Below are 17,596 nucleotides of genomic sequence, written 5' to 3'. Positions count from 1 at the left end.
AACCCGCAAAAAGGGAACCGTGGCGCGAAAAAAATCCTCAGGCTTTAGGTCCGACACTGACCCACCAGTTGAAGGTTTTATCGATGCGGATCGGCAGCGCCGCTTCCAGCAGACGCAAGGCCTGATCGGTGTCCTTGAGCGGGAACGAACCCATCACCGGCAAGTTCGCCACCGTCGGATCACAATGCAGATGCCCCGGGCGATAGCGGCTGAGTTCTTCGATCAGCTCGCCCAGCGGCAGGTTATCGGCCAGCAACACGCCGCGCCGCCAGGCTTCGCGGGATGGGTCCGCCACGGTCGGGATGTTCAACCTGCCTGCGCTGAACACCAGTTGCTGCCCGGCCTGCACCACTTGGCTTACGCCTTGGTGGTTAGTGGCCTCAACGGCGCCTTCGTAGACATTCAGTACCGTATTGCGATCAGCCTGGCGCACGCTGAAACGCGTCCCCAGCGCCCGCATCCGGCCCTGCTCGGTCTCGACCCAAAAGGCGCGACCAAGGTCTTTCGCCGTATCGATCAGCACTTCGCCGGCGCGCAGTTGCAGCAAACGCTGGCGGGCATCGAAACGCACATTCAAGGCGCTCAAGGCGTTGAGCCAGATTCGACTGCCATCGCTCAGCGTCGCTTCGCGAGTTTCCCCAGTGCCGGTGGAGAGGTCGGCGTTCAAGCGTTCGATCGAGTCCAGCAGCGTCGTATTGCGCCCGACCGCCCAACCCGCGAGCCCGGTGGCCGCGAGAATCAGCAAGCCTTTGAGCGACTGACGACGGCTGATCAAAGTGCGCGCGCTGTTGCGCAGGGTGTGGCTGACGGCTTCGCTTTCGCTCTGCAATGGCGCAAACCGCTGGCCAACCCGTTCGACATAGCGCCATGCCGCCTGATGCTCGGGACTTTGCGCCAGCCACGCCTGCCAACGCAGACGCTCAGGCTCGGCAACCTGCTCGTCATGCAATTGCACGTACCAGTTGGCCGCCTGCTCAAGGCTGGCGTGGCTGAGCGTATTCACCGGATTACTCAATCAGCAACCCGTCGAGTTCAGCTTCGAGGATCGCGCAATGCATCATCGCCTGCGCCAGATACTTCTTGATCATCCGCTCGCTGACGCCGATCTGTGCGGCGATCAGTTTGTACGGCATGCCGTGCAGTTGGGCGAGGATGAACGCCTCGCTGACCCGTTGCGGCAAGCGCTGGAGCATGGCGTCCACTTCGCGCAGGGTTTCGACGATGATTGCCTGTTGCTCGGGGGAGGGCTGCAAGGCTGGCGGGCGGCTGGCGAGGGTGTCGAGCCAGGTCTGCTCGAGTTGCCGACGGCGCCAGTGATCGACGCACAACCCCCGGGCGATGGTCGCCAGATGGGAGCGCTCATGGACTTCGCCATTGAAGGCCTGCGGGCGCTTGAGCACGCGCACGAAGGTGTCGTGGGCGAGGTCGGCGGCATCCATCGCATTGCTCAGGCGTCGACGCAATAGCTCGTGCAGCCAGCGATGGTGGCTGAGGTAGAGATTGTGCACGAGCGAGGCATCGGCGACGGTCATCAGCGCAAGCGTCCAGGGCGACCGTTACCGGTCTAAATAGGAATGGGTCGCGATTAAAGCAAAAGGACGGGGAGTGCGCAAATGATATTGGTTTGCTTTTAGGTGGAGGGTTTTTGGTTTCTGGCTTGGCGTAGTCGTAATGACCAGTGATCCGCCACCTTGCTTGATTCGTGTGGGAGCGAGCCTGCTCGCGAAGGCGTCAGCACAGTCTGTATTTGAATTGCCTGACACACCGCTTTCGCGAGCAGGCTCGCTCCCACAATGGGCAGCAGCGTTCCCTGGATATTTGGTTAACGCAAAACCCTGTGGGAGCGAGCCTGCTCGCGAAGACGTTGGCACAGTCTGAATCTGTATTGCCTGACATACCGCTATCGCGAGCAGGCTCACTCCTACAATGGATGGTGGAAAATCTGGGAGCTCAGCGGCGCTCAGCCATTATCAGCAACGACTGCGGCACGGGACTTTGCGGGTGTTGTGGCTCTTGCAGGCTGGTCAGTTGGAACTTGGCCATGTCCAGCGCATTAAGCCAGCTCGGCAGTGTGCGGAAATACCAGGGCATCGGCTGCCACTGGCCCTTGAACCCGGCGAAGGTTTCTTCGCGCCAGCCATCCTGATAATCACCTGCCGCGACGGCCCATGGATGCAATGTCTGGATAACCAAAGCACCGCCAGGAATCAGTAACCCATTCATCGCGGCCAGCAGCGGAATAATGTCCTGATGCAGCAATGAGAAATTGGCGCAGATCAGGTCATAGTCACGGCCAATATCGACCTTGCCATCGACCAGCGCTTCATAGTTCGCGACATGCACTCGCGCCGCCCCCGCCAAACGTGCCGCCTCGATCAGCTGCGCATCGCCATCCACACCGATCGCATCAATCCCGCGATCCGCCAGCGCCCGCAACAACCAGCCTTCGCCGCAACCCAAATCAAGTACGCGCTGCGGCTGCCGGCCCATGATCGCCAGCAGAATCGCTTGATCGGTTACCTGCTGACGGCTTTCGATAGCGCCGCTGCGGATCACTTCGATCCAGGCCTCAGCGTTGTCGTGCCAGCTCTGCAAAAGGCTGGATTCGGGGGAGGGCATGGCGGTGTCCACTGTATCGAAAACCACAGTATGGACGTTGATCGCCAGGCGAGCCTTACGCGCACCAATCGCAACCCTAAACAGTGACGTATGTTCACGGCGATTTGGATAGTAAAGAAGGTGACTGTGCGGATCAGCACGATGGCTTGATGGGTTTTGCTCATCAAGCGACGGAGGGGCGAAGCGAAAGTGAGGGGCAGGGAACCCCTCACTCATTCGGTCTGCTGACTACTGCGGCACGCGCAGCTTGTCCAGCAGTCGATTGACCAACAGCTCGTTCAGCATGATCACCTGTTGCAGCGCCAGCAGCGGTTTGCGCTCCGGGCCGCCTATTGAGTTGGCGATGTTACCGGCCATGGAGTGGGCGTAGGAAAGCGACTCACAGGCTTCGACCAACAGGGTTTCTTCATCCAGCGTCGGGTCGACGAGGTAGACGGGGCGAAACGGGGGCGAGCCTGGTGGAGCGCCCAGGGCTTCGGGTCGAAGGTAATAGTCGAGGGCGCGGTCGGTTGCCTCTTTGACCTTTTGCGGGTTAAGCGCTGGGTCGTGAGGGATTGGATCGGTGGGCGGTGGATTTGGCGTGATCTTGAACATAGATAAAGCTCCAATTTGAAAAAATGGGAGCCATCACCCTCGCTACCAAACGGCGGGTGGCGGCCATGCGCGGGTTGGTAGACCGGTCAAATTGGGTAACCCGGCGCTCACGGATGAGCCCCACGCATGCCCACCATACAAAGCCATACCTCAAAAAAAGGAGACAGCATCGACGGTGTCGCAACAACGACAATTTAAAGCGGGCTACCAAACCCGATCACTGTTTTGCAGTGACAGGCCAACGATATAGCCCGGCCCATAGCCGTGTAAGCCGGCGGATTCTGGCGTACGCGTAGGTAACGACGCAAGGTGTTGTAGGGAGGATGGCGTAACGGTTTGTGTGCTTTAAACGTGATCACGGCTTCGTGTTTATTGATGAAAATACTGGATGGCGGGGGCTTTGGGTTTTGCGGTGTGTCAGTGCGATTCCCCCCTCACCCCAGCCCTCTCCCCCAAAGGGGGCGAGGGGGAAGGGAGCGAGATCTCCATGTACTTCCAGGCCTGAGTTCGACTCAGTATCTCAAGTCGGTGCAACTTGCACATTCAGCGCGGTCAGTTCCCTCTACCTCTGGGAGAGGGTTAGGGTGAGGGCTGTCGGTAATTTCGAATTCTGAAGAGGAGGTGTGACATGAATCGATTGACTGGCGGTTGCTTGTGCGGCGATGTCCGTTTCGAAGTGACAGGTCAGCCCTACCGTGTCGGCATCTGCCACTGCCTCGACTGCCGCAAACGTCACGGCACGCTCTTTCACACCTCGGCAATATTTCCCGAGGATGCGTTAAAGGTCACCGGCGAAATCCGCGACTACAACGGGCGCTTTTTCTGCCCGCGCTGCGGCTCTCCGGTGTTCGCGCGTTCGGCAGATGAAGTGGAGGTCAACGTCGGATCGCTCGATGAGCCTAATCAGTTCAAACCCACCTACGAACTCTGGACCATCCGCCGCGAGTCGTGGCTACCGGCGCTTCCACTGGCCCACCACTACGAGCGTGATCGCGAGAGTACAAGTCGCACAGAAGAATAATGGACGTGAGCCCCATCACATCCCGCTTGTGGGAGCGAGCCTGCTCGCGAAAGCGGTGGGTCACTCAGCTCAAGTTCAACTGACAGATCGCATTCGCGAGCAGGCTCGCTCCCACAGGGGGAAGTGTATGGCTGCCAATGATTTCAGCCGCGAATAAACGCCAGCAGATCCGCGTTGATCGTTTCGGCCTCCGTCGTCGGCATCCCGTGCGGGAATCCCGGATACGACTTCAACGTGCCATTGGGCAGTAACTTCGCCGACAACGGCCCCGAATCCGCATACGGCACAATCTGATCATCCTCGCCATGCATCACCAGCACCGGCACCGTGACCTTCTTCAAGTCCTCGGTGAAATCGGTCTGCGAAAACGCGACGATCCCGTCGTAATGCGCCTTCGCTCCGCCAATCATCCCTTGCCGCCACCAGTTGGCAATAATCCCCTCTGAAGGTGTGGCACCCGGCCGGTTGTAGCCATAAAACGGCCCGGTCGGAATGTCGCGATAAAACTGCGCGCGATTCGCCGCCAGTTGTGCCTGAAAATCATCGAACACCGCTTTCGGCAGACCACCCGGATTACTCTCGGTCTGCACCATCAACGGTGGTACCGCACTGATCAACACGCCTTTGGCCACATTGTCCTGACCATGCCGGGCGATGTAATGAATCACCTCACCGCCACCGGTCGAATGGCCGACATGCACCACGTTCTTCAGACCCAGATGGTTGACCACCGCCAGCGTATCGTCGGCGTAATGATCCATATCGTGGCCATCCCAGACCTGACTCGAACGCCCATGCCCGCGGCGATCATGGGCAACCACCCGGAAGCCTTTGCCGAGGAAGAACAGCATCTGTGCATCCCAATCGTCCGAGCTGAGCGGCCAGCCGTGGTGGAAGTGGATCACCGGCGCGTCTTTCGGGCCCCAGTCCTTGTAGAAAATCTCGACGCCGTCTTTGCTGGTGACAAATCCCATGTTCGCAACTCCAGACCAATCTGATGGGTAACCCGCGCGGTCAGCGCGGACCGGTTTCGCTCATGACGAGTTTTCCACTGCGATGGCTCAGTGCGAGCCGTTATCAACTGTAGGATTAAAGTCGACATCTGCATGACCGGTGGTCGCAACGTCTGGCTTCACGCGCAAATTAGGCTTTGCTGAAAGGGATAAGCCGAGGCGCGCGTAGGCATTGATGGCCACAGCGACGCCCCTTCAGAACACCGTGAGTCTGAGGAATTTCCCCGATGTTGACCTTGAATATCAATGGCAAGGATCAGGAGCTCGATGTCCCCGCGGACATGCCGTTGCTCTGGGTCCTGCGCGATGTTGCGCACCTGACCGGTACCAAATTCGGCTGTGGCATGGCCCAGTGCGGGGCCTGCACCGTGCACGTTGACGGGGCGCCGTTGCGCGCCTGCATCACCCCCGCAACAGCGGTGGCCCACGGCCAGAAAATCCTCACCATCGAAGGCCTGTCCACCGACGGCTCGCACCCGGTGCAGCAAGCCTGGGCCGAACTCGACGTGGTGCAGTGTGGTTATTGCCAGTCGGGGCAGATCATGTCTGCCGCCGCCTTATTGGCGAAAATCCCCAAACCCACCGACAGCGATATCGATCAGGCGCTCTCCGGCAATATCTGCCGTTGCGGCACCTATCCCCGCATTCGCGCAGCTGTGAAGCGTGCGTCGGAAATCGGCTGATTCAATCTGTGGGAGATAGGTGATGAACAGTCCTGTATCGCGTCGGGGTTTTCTCAAAGGCAGTGCCGTGTTGGGTGGCGGGCTGGTGGTGGCGTTTGTCGTCCCCGGCGGCCACAAGTTTGCCTATGCAGCCGAAAATGAAGGCAAGGTCTTTGCGCCCAATGCGTTTTTGCGCATTGCCGCAGACAACAGCGTCACCGTGTTGCTCGGGCATTCAGAGATGGGCCAGGGCATCTGGACCGGCCTGACCATGTTGATTGCCGAGGAGCTGGATGCCGATTGGTCGAAGATCCGCGTCGAGCACTCACCGGCGTCAGCGGCGGATTACGGCATGCCGGGGTTTGGCGGCATGCAGATTACCGGCGGCTCGACGTCGACGTGGATGGAGTTCGACCGTTATCGGCTGGCAGGCGCGACCGCGCGGCAGATGCTGGTGGAGGCGGCGGCGAAACGCTTTGAAGTGGCGCCATCGGCGATTCGCACCGAATCGGGCGTGGTGATCGCGGGCGACAAACGCGCAACTTACGGCGAGCTGGCGGATGCCGCCGGGCAACTGCCGGTACCGGATCCGAAGTCGATTACGTTCAAGGAAGCCAAGGACTGGAAAGTCATCGGCAAACCGACCAAACGCCTCGACACGCCGGAGAAAATCACCGGCCGCGCCAAGTTCGGCATGGACGTGCAGTTTGAGGGCTTGATGACGGCTATGGTCGCGCGCGCTCCGGTATTCGGCGCCAGCGTGAAATCTTTCGAAGGCGCTGAAGCGCTGGCGGTGCCGGGCGTGCACAAAGTGCTGCAAGTGCCGACGGGCGTTGCGGTGATCGCTGATCATTACTGGGCGGCGAAACTGGGTCGCGATGCGCTGAAGATCGATTGGGATCTGGGCCCGCATGCCGATCTGAGCAGCGAAAAATTGCTGACGAGTTTCCGCAAACTGGCCGGCACGCAAGGCACCTCGGCGAGTCAGGCCGGGGATGCCAAGGGCAGTTTCGGTAAAGCGGCGAAGAAGATCGACGTCGAATACAGCGTGCCCTATCTGGCTCACGCGCCGATGGAGCCGCTCAATTGCACGGTAAAGATCAGCGCCGAGAAATGCGAGATCTGGACCGGTACGCAGTTTCAGACGCTCGATCAAATGGTCGCCGGCAAAATCACCGGACTGAAACCGGAGCAGGTGGAAATCCACACCGAATTCCTCGGCGGCGGTTTTGGCCGTCGCGCCAACCCAACGTCAGACTTCGTCGCCGAAGCCGTGCAGGTGGCGAAAGCCGCCGCGATGCCAGTGAAAACCGTGTGGTCGCGCGAGGACGATATTCGCGGCGGTTACTACCGTTCGATGTTCCTGCATCAGGCGCGGATCGGGCTAGGTGCCGATGGTTTGCCTTCGAGCTGGCAGCATGTATTGGTCGGGCAGTCGATCATGGCCGGCACGATGCTGGAAAAAACCATGGTCAAGAACGGCGTTGATGCAACGTCGGTCGAAGGCGTTTCCGACAGTCCTTACGTCAAAGGCTTGGCCAATCACCAAGTCGATCTGCATTCGCCGCAAACCGGCATCAATGTGTTGTGGCTGCGCTCGGTGGGCCATAGCCATACCGGTTTCGTCATGGAATCGCTGATCGATGAAATGGCCACGGCGGCGGGCAAGGATCCGGTCGAGTACCGACGAACCTTGCTCAAGGATCATCCTCGGCATTTAGGTGTGCTCAATCTGGCGGTGGAAAAGGCCAACTGGAAAGCCCCATTGCCGGATGGCCATGCGCTGGGCGTGGCAGTACACGAATCGTTCGGCAGTTACGTGGCGCAGGTCGCCGAAGTGTCGCAGGACAATCTGGCGATTCGCGTGCACCGCGTGGTTTGTGCGGTGGATTGCGGGATCGCGGTGAATCCGCAGAGCATCGCTGCGCAGATGGAGTCGTGCATCACTTTCGGTCTGGGCATGGCGCTGCACAGCAAACTGACGCTCAAGGATGGCGCGGTCGTGCAGTCCAACTATCACGATTATCAGGTGCTGCGGCTCAACGAGATGCCGGTGGTGGAAGTGCACATCGTGCCCAGCAGCGACAAACCTGGCGGCATCGGCGAAGCCGGTGTGCCGCCGACCGCGCCAGCCGTGGCCAACGCGGTGTTCGCCCTGACCGGGCAACGCCTGCGCGAGTTGCCGCTGCAACTGTCGGGGGTGTGAGATGAAACGACATTTAGTGTTGGGCACGGTGATTTTGCTGGGGCTGGGCGGTTATGCCTCGGATCTGTTTGCCGATGATCAGGAAGCGCTGAAGGCGTTCGGCACGGTGCAGAAAGTCTTTCAAAGTCCGCGTTGCCAGAATTGCCACATTCCCGGTGATTCGCCGTTGCAGTTCGACGCCGGCATTCCCCACGCCATGAGCGTGGTGCGCGGCATGGACGGCAAGGGTGCCGCCGGTTTGCCGTGTGCGACCTGTCACGCGGAAAACAATCCGCCGGCCAGTTACGGCCCGCATGCACCACCGGGTGCGCCGCATTGGAGCCTGCCACCGGCGGCACACAAAATGGCCTGGATCGGCCTGCCACCGGACAAGCTCTGCGCGATGATCAAGGATCGCTCGAGCAATGGTGATCGCGACTTTGCCGCGCTGATCAAACACGTCAGCGAAGACAAACTGGTGCTGTGGGGCTGGAACCCCGGAGCAGGGCGCGCGCCGGTGCCGGTGCCGCACGATATTTTTGTCGCGCAATTCAAGCTGTGGGCCGATGCCGGCGGGCCGTGTCCGGTGGCGGGGATCTGATGAGAGGAACCCACGCGGATTTAACGCTACGCTGAAGAGCATTGATGCCAACGGAGTGTGCGAATGCTGGTTCCAGGAAAACCCGCCAATGAGGCTGCACGTCTTCAAGTGCTGCACGGCCTTGACCTGCTTGACTCGGCGCCGGAGGAGCGGTTCGACCGACTGACGCGACTGGCCAAGCGCCTGTTCAACGTGCCGATTGCACTGGTGACACTGGTCGACAAGGATCGGCAATGGTTCAAGTCCTGTGTGGGCCTGGATGCCACTGAAACGCCGAGGGATGTTTCGTTCTGCGGCCACGCGATACTTCAGAACGACCTGCTGTTGGTGCCCGACGCCAGGGAGGACGTGCGTTTCCATGACAACCCGCTGGTGACCGGTGCGCCGAATATCCGCTTCTATGCCGGCTACCCGTTGACCGTGCCCAACGGCAATAAAATGGGCACGCTGTGCCTGATCGACACCAAGCCCCGCGACCTCGACGAGGAAGAACGCGCGCTGTTGCGTGATCTGGCGGAAATGGCCGAGCAAGAGTTGGCCGCTGTGCAGATCGCGAGCATGGATGAATTGACGTTGTTGTCCAATCGCCGTGGTTTCAAGCAGTTGGCGCAGCATGCATTGGACGCCTGCGCGCGGCTGGAACGGCCGGCAACCTTGCTGTTTTTTGATCTTAATGATTTCAAGCAGATCAATGATCTTTATGGCCATGCCGAGGGCGACAGTGCGCTGAAGACCTTTGCCGATGTGCTGCGCATTGCCTTTCGCGAGAGTGATGTGGTCGGGCGCTTGGGCGGGGATGAGTTTGTCGCACTGCTCACAGGTTCCAGCCATGTCGAAACCACGACGATCATGGCGCGGCTCAAGGACATTCTCGAAGAGCGCAACGCCACGTTGCACCGGGGTTATGCGATTCGCTTCAGCGTCGGCCAGATTGAATACGACGCCAAACGCCATGAGACCGTGGATCGGCTGTTGGCGGATGCCGATGGCGCGATGTATGCGCACAAGCAGGCCCTGAAACGCTGCTAGCGAATGCACCGCAGATCCCCTGTAGGATTGGCGGTGAATCCAGGCATCGCCGATGCACGACACGGCATTATTTGGGCGGAGTCAGGGTCGCGTAAAACTTCAGCCATTGGTCCTGACTGTCATCGGTATCCTTGAGCGCCGGTGCGATCAGGGCGTGTTGCAGTGCCTGGCTTTCGTAGGCATCGAACAGATGCCGGACCGCGGTGCTGGCGATGGCGTCGACCTTTTTCGAGGAGAAAGTATCGGGAACATCGCTGCGCGTCTGCTGCGGCAAGGGTGCACCGTGAACCTCGAGGCGGGTGATGAGTGCGTTGCACGTGGCGTTGGCGTTGGGCAAGGTTCCGTTGCTATAGGCCTGGGCATCGAAAGGCAGCGATTTCGCCTTCGCGTTCATAGCAGACGGTGTCAGCAGGGCGATATCGATATCGCGCCTAAGGACAACCTCTGACCGTCGGGTGAAAATTTCGAACACCCTGTGCGTCGTTCCGCGTAACAGAGCAATGATGGCGAACGGTGCGGTGTCGCCAGCGGGTTTTATTTGTCCCGCAAGGTTTTTTGCTGAGGTGGGCAGTGGCTGCAGAGCGAGCAATTCCACGGTGTTGTCTTCGATGTCGAGCCGTTGCGCCAGCGGCAAACGGCAGAAGGCTTCCTTGATCAGGGTGATATGGGCGTCTTTCATCTGCTTGAGGCGAGCAGCAAGTGCCGCATGAAAGAGCGTCGGCACGTGACGAAGCCTGGCAAATGACGCGCTCATTGATGTCAACGAGACTTGCGCATGGTTCGATTGCCAGGCCTGCATATCAGTGGATAGCCTGGCGGCCAGATGCATTTCGATCAGCGAGTAACAGTCATTTTTCGCTGCTGGAAGGAACAGGGCCTTGTCCTCCAGATGCGCATTATCGACGAAGACCTTGCGCAGATCATGCAGGGCGACCGTGGCGGGCGTCGGGAATGTCGCGATAAAAGCCCGGCGGTAAAACTGGCTCATCTGTCGATTGTGGTTGCGAAAGGCAATATCGGCGCGCTTCAACGAGACGGCGTCATAGAGGGTCGTCGAGCTTTCGGATTCGCGCTGGATCAAGCCTCTGACCACTGCCCAGTCCAGCACAGCCGAGGCGCAGGCATCACTGCGCAGGAACGTGTAGAAGTCAGCCGGGACCGGCCCTTTGGTCAGCGCGGACAATTGTTTGTACGTCATCAGGCGTGCCACGCCCGGAAAACGGTTTTCGATATAAAGCACGATCTGTTTCAACCTGACCCAGCGCACGCAACTCATGTAATTGATGTTTGCGGGAATATCACGGATCAAAAATTCCGGGGCGAGGCCGGACAACAAAAGATGGGTGGCCAGTGTCTTGTTTTTTACCAACGTCAGACCGAATTGGTGATCGATAAAGCGTCGCACCTCCTCGTAACTCTCGCCCCAGAAGAAATTGTCATTCAAGGGCTGGCCGATGATGCGGTCCAGATGCTCACCCGCCGTCGTGTCGAGGCTGAGAATCAGCGCCGCGATGAGCAGGCGCTCGCGATTGGTGGCCAGAAGTGCCTTGGTGTGAGCAGGCGCGGCAAGTTTGTCGAGTAATTCATTGCCCAATGCCTGGGCTCGCGCTGTGATCAGAATCCGGCTGATCAGATAATCGGCTTTGGCCTTGAGGGTGGCGAGAGGCAGATCGGTATCGACGCCTTCGCTCAAATAATCGATCAATGGTGCCGAGTCCTTGGGCAAGAACGCACGGGTGGTCTCAACGATGATTCGCCGTTGCTCGGCAGTGAAACGCTCGGTCTGCTTGCCGGGCTGACCTAATAAATACCAGTGATTCATGTGCCCGGGGCGCATGTGCAGGTTTGTCCTCTCCCATTTGGCGATGAGCAGTGCTTGCTGCACCGTTTTGGGCAGTGATATCTGGTAGAAACCCAGCATTTGCGCAAGGCTGACCTGGCCGCTGACGCGCAAAGCACCACCGGCTTCACGTGCCTGGGTCCTGAGTCGATCACGATAGGATTTCAGGCCGGCGTGTTTTTCCACTTGCGGTGTCAGCGTTACCCAGCCGTGCTCGCTGGACGTACCGACGTGACCGGTACTGGTCAGCAGCAGTTGACTGTCCGCAGGCAATTTGTGTTGCTGCAAAATAGCCTGGAACGCCGGTTCGGACCGCAGCTTGAGCAATTCACGCTGGCCTATTGCGATACGTTCACCCAGCGCCGAAACCGTAATCGGTTCACTGAGTTCTTCCAGATCAATTTTCGCCGTGGGGGTCTTGTTCCAGCTCAGGTCTTCCAGACGCCGGACGATATGCCGACAGTCTTCGATATCGGCGAATTCATCCTGATAGTGCTTGATCCGGATTCCCGTCTGTACATATTCGCTGACGTAGGGCAGCGGCGGCCAGTTGTGCTGTCGCAAGCGTTGCGCAAGCGCCCGAGCCTCCTCGACATTTTCCGGTTGAGGCCATCCATAGCTCGCCAGAAGCTGACCGAGCTTGAGACGCGGGCCGCCGCGCGTGGCCAGGACGGACGCCGATTTGAGTGACACGGGAGTGTTGGCGAGGCTGCGTTGCTCGAACGGATCGCTGGTGCGCACCACTTCATCGATGGTTTCGGCGATGACTTTAATGTCCTGCAACTGCGCGGTACGTTCCTTGACCACCGCAGAGGTGGTGTTGCCGTGTTGATCGATTCCAGCAAGTCCGACAGCCTTCAGTTCGGCGACGATCATTTTGGCCTGAAGCGTGTTTTGCGGCTCCGGATACCCGTAAAACGCCAGTACCACTTCACGGGGAAACCGATACAGCGGATTGGCGGATTTACCACCAATGTAAGGCAAGCCGAGTCTGCCGGGGTCGATGTGCTGGGCGATGGACAATAACATCGGCGCCATCTGCCACCAGCCGGAGTCATCTTCCAGCGTGAATGTGCGCAGACTCGTGGTGCCGTTTGACGGAATCTGCGCTTGCAGGGTGTCGCCCTTGAGACGCAAGGTATCGAGATCGATGTGGAAGCGGCTGGCCCAGTCCAGAAACTCGGGACGCTCAAGGGCTGCCCAGTAAAGCTCCATCCATTCGCGCAACAGGCATGCGCGAGGGATTTCAAGCGTACGTAAAGGGGCGCCGGGCGTAACCACGGGGGCTGCGGTCAGCTCGGCAATAAGGTTTTGAATCAGGGTCTGTTGCGGGGGCAGGGTGGGTGGTGTGTCGCTCATCTGTGCTCTCCTTGGCGGCTGACAGGCATCAAGCGCCGATTATCGAGCGAGGGACAGCAGACCGGGCGGTACATATGTAGTGCAGGGGCGGTTTATCTCAGGCATAAAAAAACCCGCCAGATCGGCGGGTTTTTTATTGGCTAAGCGAAGATCACTCTTCGATGTTGCCCATGGCGGTGGTGTTGAAGCCGCCGTCGACGTACATGATTTCGCCGCTGATGCCCGACGCCAGGTCGGAGCACAGGAAGGCGCCGGCGTTGCCGACTTCGTCGATGGTGACGTTGCGACGCAGTGGGGTTTGCGCTTCGTTGGCGGCCAGCATCTTGCGGAAGTTCTTGATGCCCGAGGCTGCCAGGGTACGGATCGGGCCAGCCGATACGCAGTTGACGCGGGTGCCGTCCGGGCCCAGGGAGCCGGCCAGGTAACGGACGCCAGCTTCCAGCGAAGCCTTGGCCATGCCCATCACGTTGTAGTTCGGCATGGTGCGCTCGGCGCCCAGGTACGACAGGGTCAGCAGGCTGCCGTTGCGGCCTTTCATCATTTCGCGGCCGGCTTTAGCCAGGGCCACGAAGCTGTAGGCGCTGATGTCGTGAGCGATGCGGAAACCGTCACGGGTGGTGGCTTCGGTGAAGTCGCCGTCCAGTTGGTCGCCCGGGGCGAAACCAACGGAGTGGACGATGCAGTCCAGGCCGTCCCACTTCTTGCTCAGTGCTTCGAAGACCTTGGCGATTTCTTCATCGCTGGCCACGTCGCACGGGAAGCACAGCTCAGGGCTCGAACCCCAGCCTTGGGCGAATTCTTCAACACGACCTTTCAGTTTGTCGTTCTGATAAGTGAAGGCAAGCTCAGCGCCCTCGCGATGCATGGCGGCAGCGATGCCGGATGCGATGGACAGCTTGCTGGCGACACCGACGATCAGTACGCGCTTACCGGCGAGAAAACCCATGTGTTGCTCCTCTTTCAGGTTATTGCGCAGTGGCTGGTGCCAAAAAAGCGGCTTCCAGCAACTGCTGTGTATACGGATGTTGGGGGGCGGCAAAAATACTTTGCGCGTCTCCCTGTTCGACCACTTGGCCATGCTTGACCACCATCAACTGGTGGCTCAGCGCTTTGACGACAGCCAGGTCATGGCTGATAAACAAATACGTCAGGTTGTACTTGGCTTGCAGTGAACGCAACAGCTCCACCACTTGCCGCTGCACCGTCCGGTCGAGCGCCGACGTCGGCTCGTCCAGCAGGATCAGCGCCGGTTTCAGCACCAAAGCCCGGGCAATGGCGATTCGTTGCCGTTGCCCACCGGAAAATTCGTGGGGGTAGCGGTGCCGGGTTTCCGGATCCAGACCTACCTCCTTCAATGCCGCAATAATCGCCGCTTCTTGCTCCTCGGCGGTGCCCATCTTGTGAATCCGCAGGCCTTCGCCAACGATATCGCTGACGCACATGCGCGGGCTCAGGCTGCCAAACGGGTCCTGAAACACCACCTGCATCTCCCGACGCAACGGGCGAACCTCGTTCTGCGTCAGGCAGTCTAGCTGCTTGCCTTCAAAGCGGATCGCGCCTTTGCTGCCGATCAGCCGCAAAATCGCCAGACCCAGCGTGGATTTGCCGGAACCGCTTTCCCCGACAATCCCCAGAGTCTGACCCTGAGGCAGGCTGAAATTGATGCCGTCCACTGCCTTGACGTGATCCACCGTGCGTTTGAGCAGGCCTTTCTTGATCGGGAACCAGACTTTCAAGTCCTCGACTTCGAGCAACGGCGCGCCGATTTTATTGCTCGCCGGGCCTCCGCTGGGCTCCGCGCCGAGCAATTCCCGAGTGTACGGATGCTGCGGCGAACGGAACAGCTCTGCGCACGATGCCTGTTCGACGATGCAACCGCGCTGCATGACACATACACGATGCGCAATTCTTCGCACGAGGTTCAAATCGTGACTGATCAGTAACAGCGACATGCCCAATCTGGCCTGCAATTCCTTGAGCAAATCGAGAATTTTCAGCTGAACGGTCACGTCCAGAGCGGTGGTCGGCTCGTCGGCAATCAGCAATTCCGGCTCGTTGGCCAGGGCCATGGCGATCATCACCCGTTGGCGCTGACCGCCAGAGAGTTCGTGGGGCAGGGCCTTGAGGCGCTTGTGCGGCTCGGGGATGCCGACCATCTCCAGCAGCTCCAGCGTTCGCTTGGTCGCGACTTTGCCGGTCAGGCCCTTGTGGATGCCGAGGACTTCGTTGATCTGCTTCTCGATCGAGTGCAGCGGGTTCAGCGAGGTCATCGGCTCCTGAAAGATCATCGCGATGCGGTTGCCGCGAATGTGCCGGATGGTCTTTTCGCTCAGACCCAGCAGGTTTTGCCCGGCATAGTTGATGCTGCCGGCCGGATGACGGGCCATCGGATAGGGCAGCAAACGCAGGATCGAATGCGCGGTCACCGATTTGCCCGAGCCGGATTCGCCCACCAGCGCGAGGGTTTCACCGCGCTTGATGTCGAAACTCACGCCTTCGACGACCCGGTGTACGCGCTCGCCGAAACCGAACTCGACGGCGAGGTCGCGCACTTCGATCAGATTGTCCTGATTCATTTCACTTCCTCGGGTCGAAGGCATCGCGAGCGGACTCGCCGATAAACACCAGCAAACTCAACATCAGCGCCAGCACGGCAAACGCGCTCATGCCCAGCCACGGCGCTTGCAGGTTGGATTTGCCCTGGGCGACCAGTTCACCCAGCGACGGACTGCCGGCCGGCAAACCGAAACCGAGGAAGTCCAACGCGGTGAGGGTGCCGATGGCGCCGGTCAGGATGAACGGCATAAACGTCATGGTCGAAACCATCGCGTTGGGCAGGATGTGGCGGAACATGATCGCGCCATTCTGCATACCCAGTGCCCGCGCCGCACGCACGTATTCGAGGTTGCGACCACGGAGGAACTCGGCGCGCACCACGTCGACCAGACTCATCCACGAGAACAGCAGCATGATCCCCAGCAGCCACCAGAAATTCGGCTGGACGAAACTGGCGAGAATGATCAGCAGGTACAGCACTGGCAGCCCCGACCAGATCTCCAGAAAACGCTGCCCGGCCAGATCGACCCAGCCGCCATAGAAACCCTGCAACGCGCCGGCAATCACGCCAATGATCGAACTCAACACGGTCAACGTCAGCGCGAACAGCACCGAAATCCGGAAGCCGTAAATCACCCGCGCCAGCACATCGCGGCCCTGATCGTCGGTGCCGAGCAGGTTGTCCGCCGAGGGTGGCGCCGGGGCCGGGACTTTCAGGTCGTAATTGATGCTTTGGTAGTTATAGGGAATCGGCGCCCACAGCACCCAGGCATCCTTGGCCTTGAGCAGTTCGCGGATGTACGGGCTCTTGTAGTTGGCTTCCAGCGGGAATTCGCCGCCGAACGCAGTTTCCGGGTAGCGCTTGATCGCCGGGAAGTACCAATTGTTGTCGTAATGCACCACCAACGGCTTGTCGTTGGCGATCAGCTCGGCGCCGAGGCTCAGGCCGAACAGGATCAGAAACAGCCACAGCGACCACCAGCCGCGCTTGTTGGCCTTGAACAGTTCGAAGCGGCGGCGGTTGAGAGGGGACAGGTTCATCTCAATGCTCCCGGCTTTCGAAGTCGATGCGCGGATCGACCAGGGTGTAGGTGAGGTCGCCGATCAGTTTCACCACCAGCCCGAGCAGGGTGAAGATGAACAGCGTGCCGAACACCACCGGGTAGTCGCGGTTGATCGCCGCTTCGAAACTCATCAGGCCCAAACCGTCGAGGGAGAAAATCACTTCCACCAGCAGAGAGCCTGTGAAGAAAATGCCGATAAACGCCGACGGGAACCCGGCAATCACCAGCAGCATGGCGTTGCGGAACACGTGGCCGTAGAGCACGCGATGACGGGTCAGGCCTTTGGCTTTGGCGGTGACCACGTATTGCTTGTTGATCTCGTCGAGGAAGCTGTTTTTGGTCAGCAGGGTCATGGTCGCGAAGTTGCCGATCACCAGCGCCGTCACTGGCAGCGCCAGGTGCCAGAAATAGTCGAGGATCTTGCCGCCCATGCTCAGTTCATCGAAGTTGTTCGAGGTCAGGCCCCTTAGCGGGAACCAGTCGAGATAACTGCCGCCGGCAAACACCACGATCAGCAGGATCGCAAAGAGGAACGCCGGGATCGCATAGCCGACGATGATCGCCGAACTGGTCCACACATCGAAGTGGCTGCCGTGCCGCGTGGCCTTGGCGATCCCCAGCGGAATCGACACCAGGTACATGATCAGCGTGCTCCACAGCCCCAGCGAGATCGACACTGGCATCTTTTCCTTGATCAGGTCGATGACCTTGGCGTCGCGGAAGAAACTGTCGCCGAAATCCAGCTGCGCGTAGTTCTTGACCATGATCCACAAACGTTCCGGGGCCGACTTGTCGAACCCGTACATGTGCTCGATTTCCTTGATCAGCGCCGGATCCAGACCCTGCGCGCCGCGATAGGACGAGCCGGCCACCGACACCTCGGCACCGCCGCCGGCAATCCGGCTGGTAGCGCCTTCGAAGCCTTCGAGCTTGGCAATCATCTGTTCCACCGGGCCGCCGGGCGCGGCCTGGATGATCACGAAGTTGATCAGCAGGATGCCGAACAGGGTCGGGATGATCAGCAGCAGTCGCCGAAAAATATACGCCAGCATC

15 protein-coding genes are annotated in these 17,596 nt (G+C 59.6%); 5 read left to right on the top strand and 10 right to left on the bottom strand.

All coding sequences use genetic code 11. The annotated features are described in order from the left end of the window. Window positions 1-37: 37 nt before the first annotated feature. The 4 genes from AB4N44_RS05325 to AB4N44_RS05310 form a co-directional block, all read right to left on the bottom strand. Window positions 38-1,003, bottom strand: a complete 966-nt coding sequence (locus AB4N44_RS05325; protein ID WP_460109869.1) for a FecR domain-containing protein — start codon at window positions 1,001-1,003, stop codon at window positions 38-40. Between the two features lie 4 nt (window positions 1,004-1,007). Beyond that, window positions 1,008-1,532 carry a sigma-70 family RNA polymerase sigma factor gene (locus AB4N44_RS05320; RefSeq protein ID WP_460109870.1) on the bottom strand — a complete coding sequence of 175 codons (525 nt, stop codon included), beginning with the start codon at window positions 1,530-1,532 and terminating at the stop codon, window positions 1,008-1,010. A 418-nt stretch (window positions 1,533-1,950) separates the two neighbouring features. After that, window positions 1,951-2,619, bottom strand: coding sequence for a class I SAM-dependent methyltransferase (locus tag AB4N44_RS05315; RefSeq protein ID WP_371044027.1), 669 nt, complete (start codon window positions 2,617-2,619; stop codon window positions 1,951-1,953). A gap of 228 nt (window positions 2,620-2,847) precedes the next feature. Further along, complete coding sequence (locus tag AB4N44_RS05310; RefSeq protein WP_212621679.1) at window positions 2,848-3,213, bottom strand: DUF6124 family protein; 366 nt, start codon at window positions 3,211-3,213, stop codon at window positions 2,848-2,850. A 628-nt stretch (window positions 3,214-3,841) separates the two neighbouring features. Between AB4N44_RS05310 and AB4N44_RS05305 the strand changes: the two genes are divergently transcribed. Then, window positions 3,842-4,234: a GFA family protein gene (locus AB4N44_RS05305; protein ID WP_460109872.1), complete on the top strand. Its 393-nt coding sequence runs from the start codon at window positions 3,842-3,844 to the stop codon at window positions 4,232-4,234. A gap of 143 nt (window positions 4,235-4,377) precedes the next feature. On the opposite strand, the gene AB4N44_RS05300 is transcribed toward AB4N44_RS05305, so the two are convergent. Next, window positions 4,378-5,208, bottom strand: coding sequence for an alpha/beta fold hydrolase (locus tag AB4N44_RS05300; RefSeq protein WP_116029616.1), 831 nt, complete (start codon window positions 5,206-5,208; stop codon window positions 4,378-4,380). Between the two features lie 266 nt (window positions 5,209-5,474). Between AB4N44_RS05300 and AB4N44_RS05295 the strand changes: the two genes are divergently transcribed. The 4 genes from AB4N44_RS05295 (at window position 5,475) to AB4N44_RS05280 (ending at window position 9,724) form a co-directional block, all read left to right on the top strand. Continuing rightward, window positions 5,475-5,930 carry a (2Fe-2S)-binding protein gene (locus AB4N44_RS05295; RefSeq protein ID WP_003224136.1) on the top strand — a complete coding sequence of 152 codons (456 nt, stop codon included), beginning with the start codon at window positions 5,475-5,477 and terminating at the stop codon, window positions 5,928-5,930. 22 nt (window positions 5,931-5,952) lie between these two features. Next, window positions 5,953-8,115, top strand: a complete 2,163-nt coding sequence (locus AB4N44_RS05290) for a xanthine dehydrogenase family protein molybdopterin-binding subunit (protein ID WP_460109875.1) — start codon at window positions 5,953-5,955, stop codon at window positions 8,113-8,115. Between the two features lies 1 nt (window position 8,116). Continuing rightward, entirely contained in the window at window positions 8,117-8,695 is a 579-nt protein-coding gene (locus AB4N44_RS05285) for a hypothetical protein (protein ID WP_038366052.1), read from the top strand. Between the two features lie 63 nt (window positions 8,696-8,758). After that, window positions 8,759-9,724, top strand: a complete 966-nt coding sequence (locus tag AB4N44_RS05280; protein WP_150750892.1) for a GGDEF domain-containing protein — start codon at window positions 8,759-8,761, stop codon at window positions 9,722-9,724. 67 nt (window positions 9,725-9,791) lie between these two features. On the opposite strand, the gene AB4N44_RS05275 is transcribed toward AB4N44_RS05280, so the two are convergent. The 5 genes from AB4N44_RS05275 to AB4N44_RS05255 form a co-directional block, all read right to left on the bottom strand. Continuing rightward, window positions 9,792-12,923 carry a hypothetical protein gene (locus AB4N44_RS05275; RefSeq protein WP_460109878.1) on the bottom strand — a complete coding sequence of 1,044 codons (3,132 nt, stop codon included), beginning with the start codon at window positions 12,921-12,923 and terminating at the stop codon, window positions 9,792-9,794. A 151-nt stretch (window positions 12,924-13,074) separates the two neighbouring features. After that, window positions 13,075-13,869, bottom strand: a complete 795-nt coding sequence (fabI, locus tag AB4N44_RS05270) for an enoyl-ACP reductase FabI (protein ID WP_007910591.1) — start codon at window positions 13,867-13,869, stop codon at window positions 13,075-13,077. Between the two features lie 19 nt (window positions 13,870-13,888). Next, window positions 13,889-15,499 (bottom strand): ABC transporter ATP-binding protein, encoded by a 1,611-nt coding sequence (locus AB4N44_RS05265; protein WP_095111844.1) that lies wholly within the window; start codon window positions 15,497-15,499, stop codon window positions 13,889-13,891. Between the two features lies 1 nt (window position 15,500). Then, window positions 15,501-16,520 carry an ABC transporter permease gene (locus tag AB4N44_RS05260; protein ID WP_064118586.1) on the bottom strand — a complete coding sequence of 340 codons (1,020 nt, stop codon included), beginning with the start codon at window positions 16,518-16,520 and terminating at the stop codon, window positions 15,501-15,503. Window position 16,521: 1 nt separating this feature from the next. Further along, window positions 16,522-17,595 (bottom strand): microcin C ABC transporter permease YejB, encoded by a 1,074-nt coding sequence (locus AB4N44_RS05255; protein WP_110719911.1) that lies wholly within the window; start codon window positions 17,593-17,595, stop codon window positions 16,522-16,524. Window position 17,596: the final 1 nt, after the last annotated feature.

The organism is Pseudomonas sp. S3_C06 (assembly GCF_054667675.1).
The sequence above is the reverse complement of the archived record's forward strand: the minus strand, read 5'-3'. Positions and strand labels throughout refer to the sequence as shown.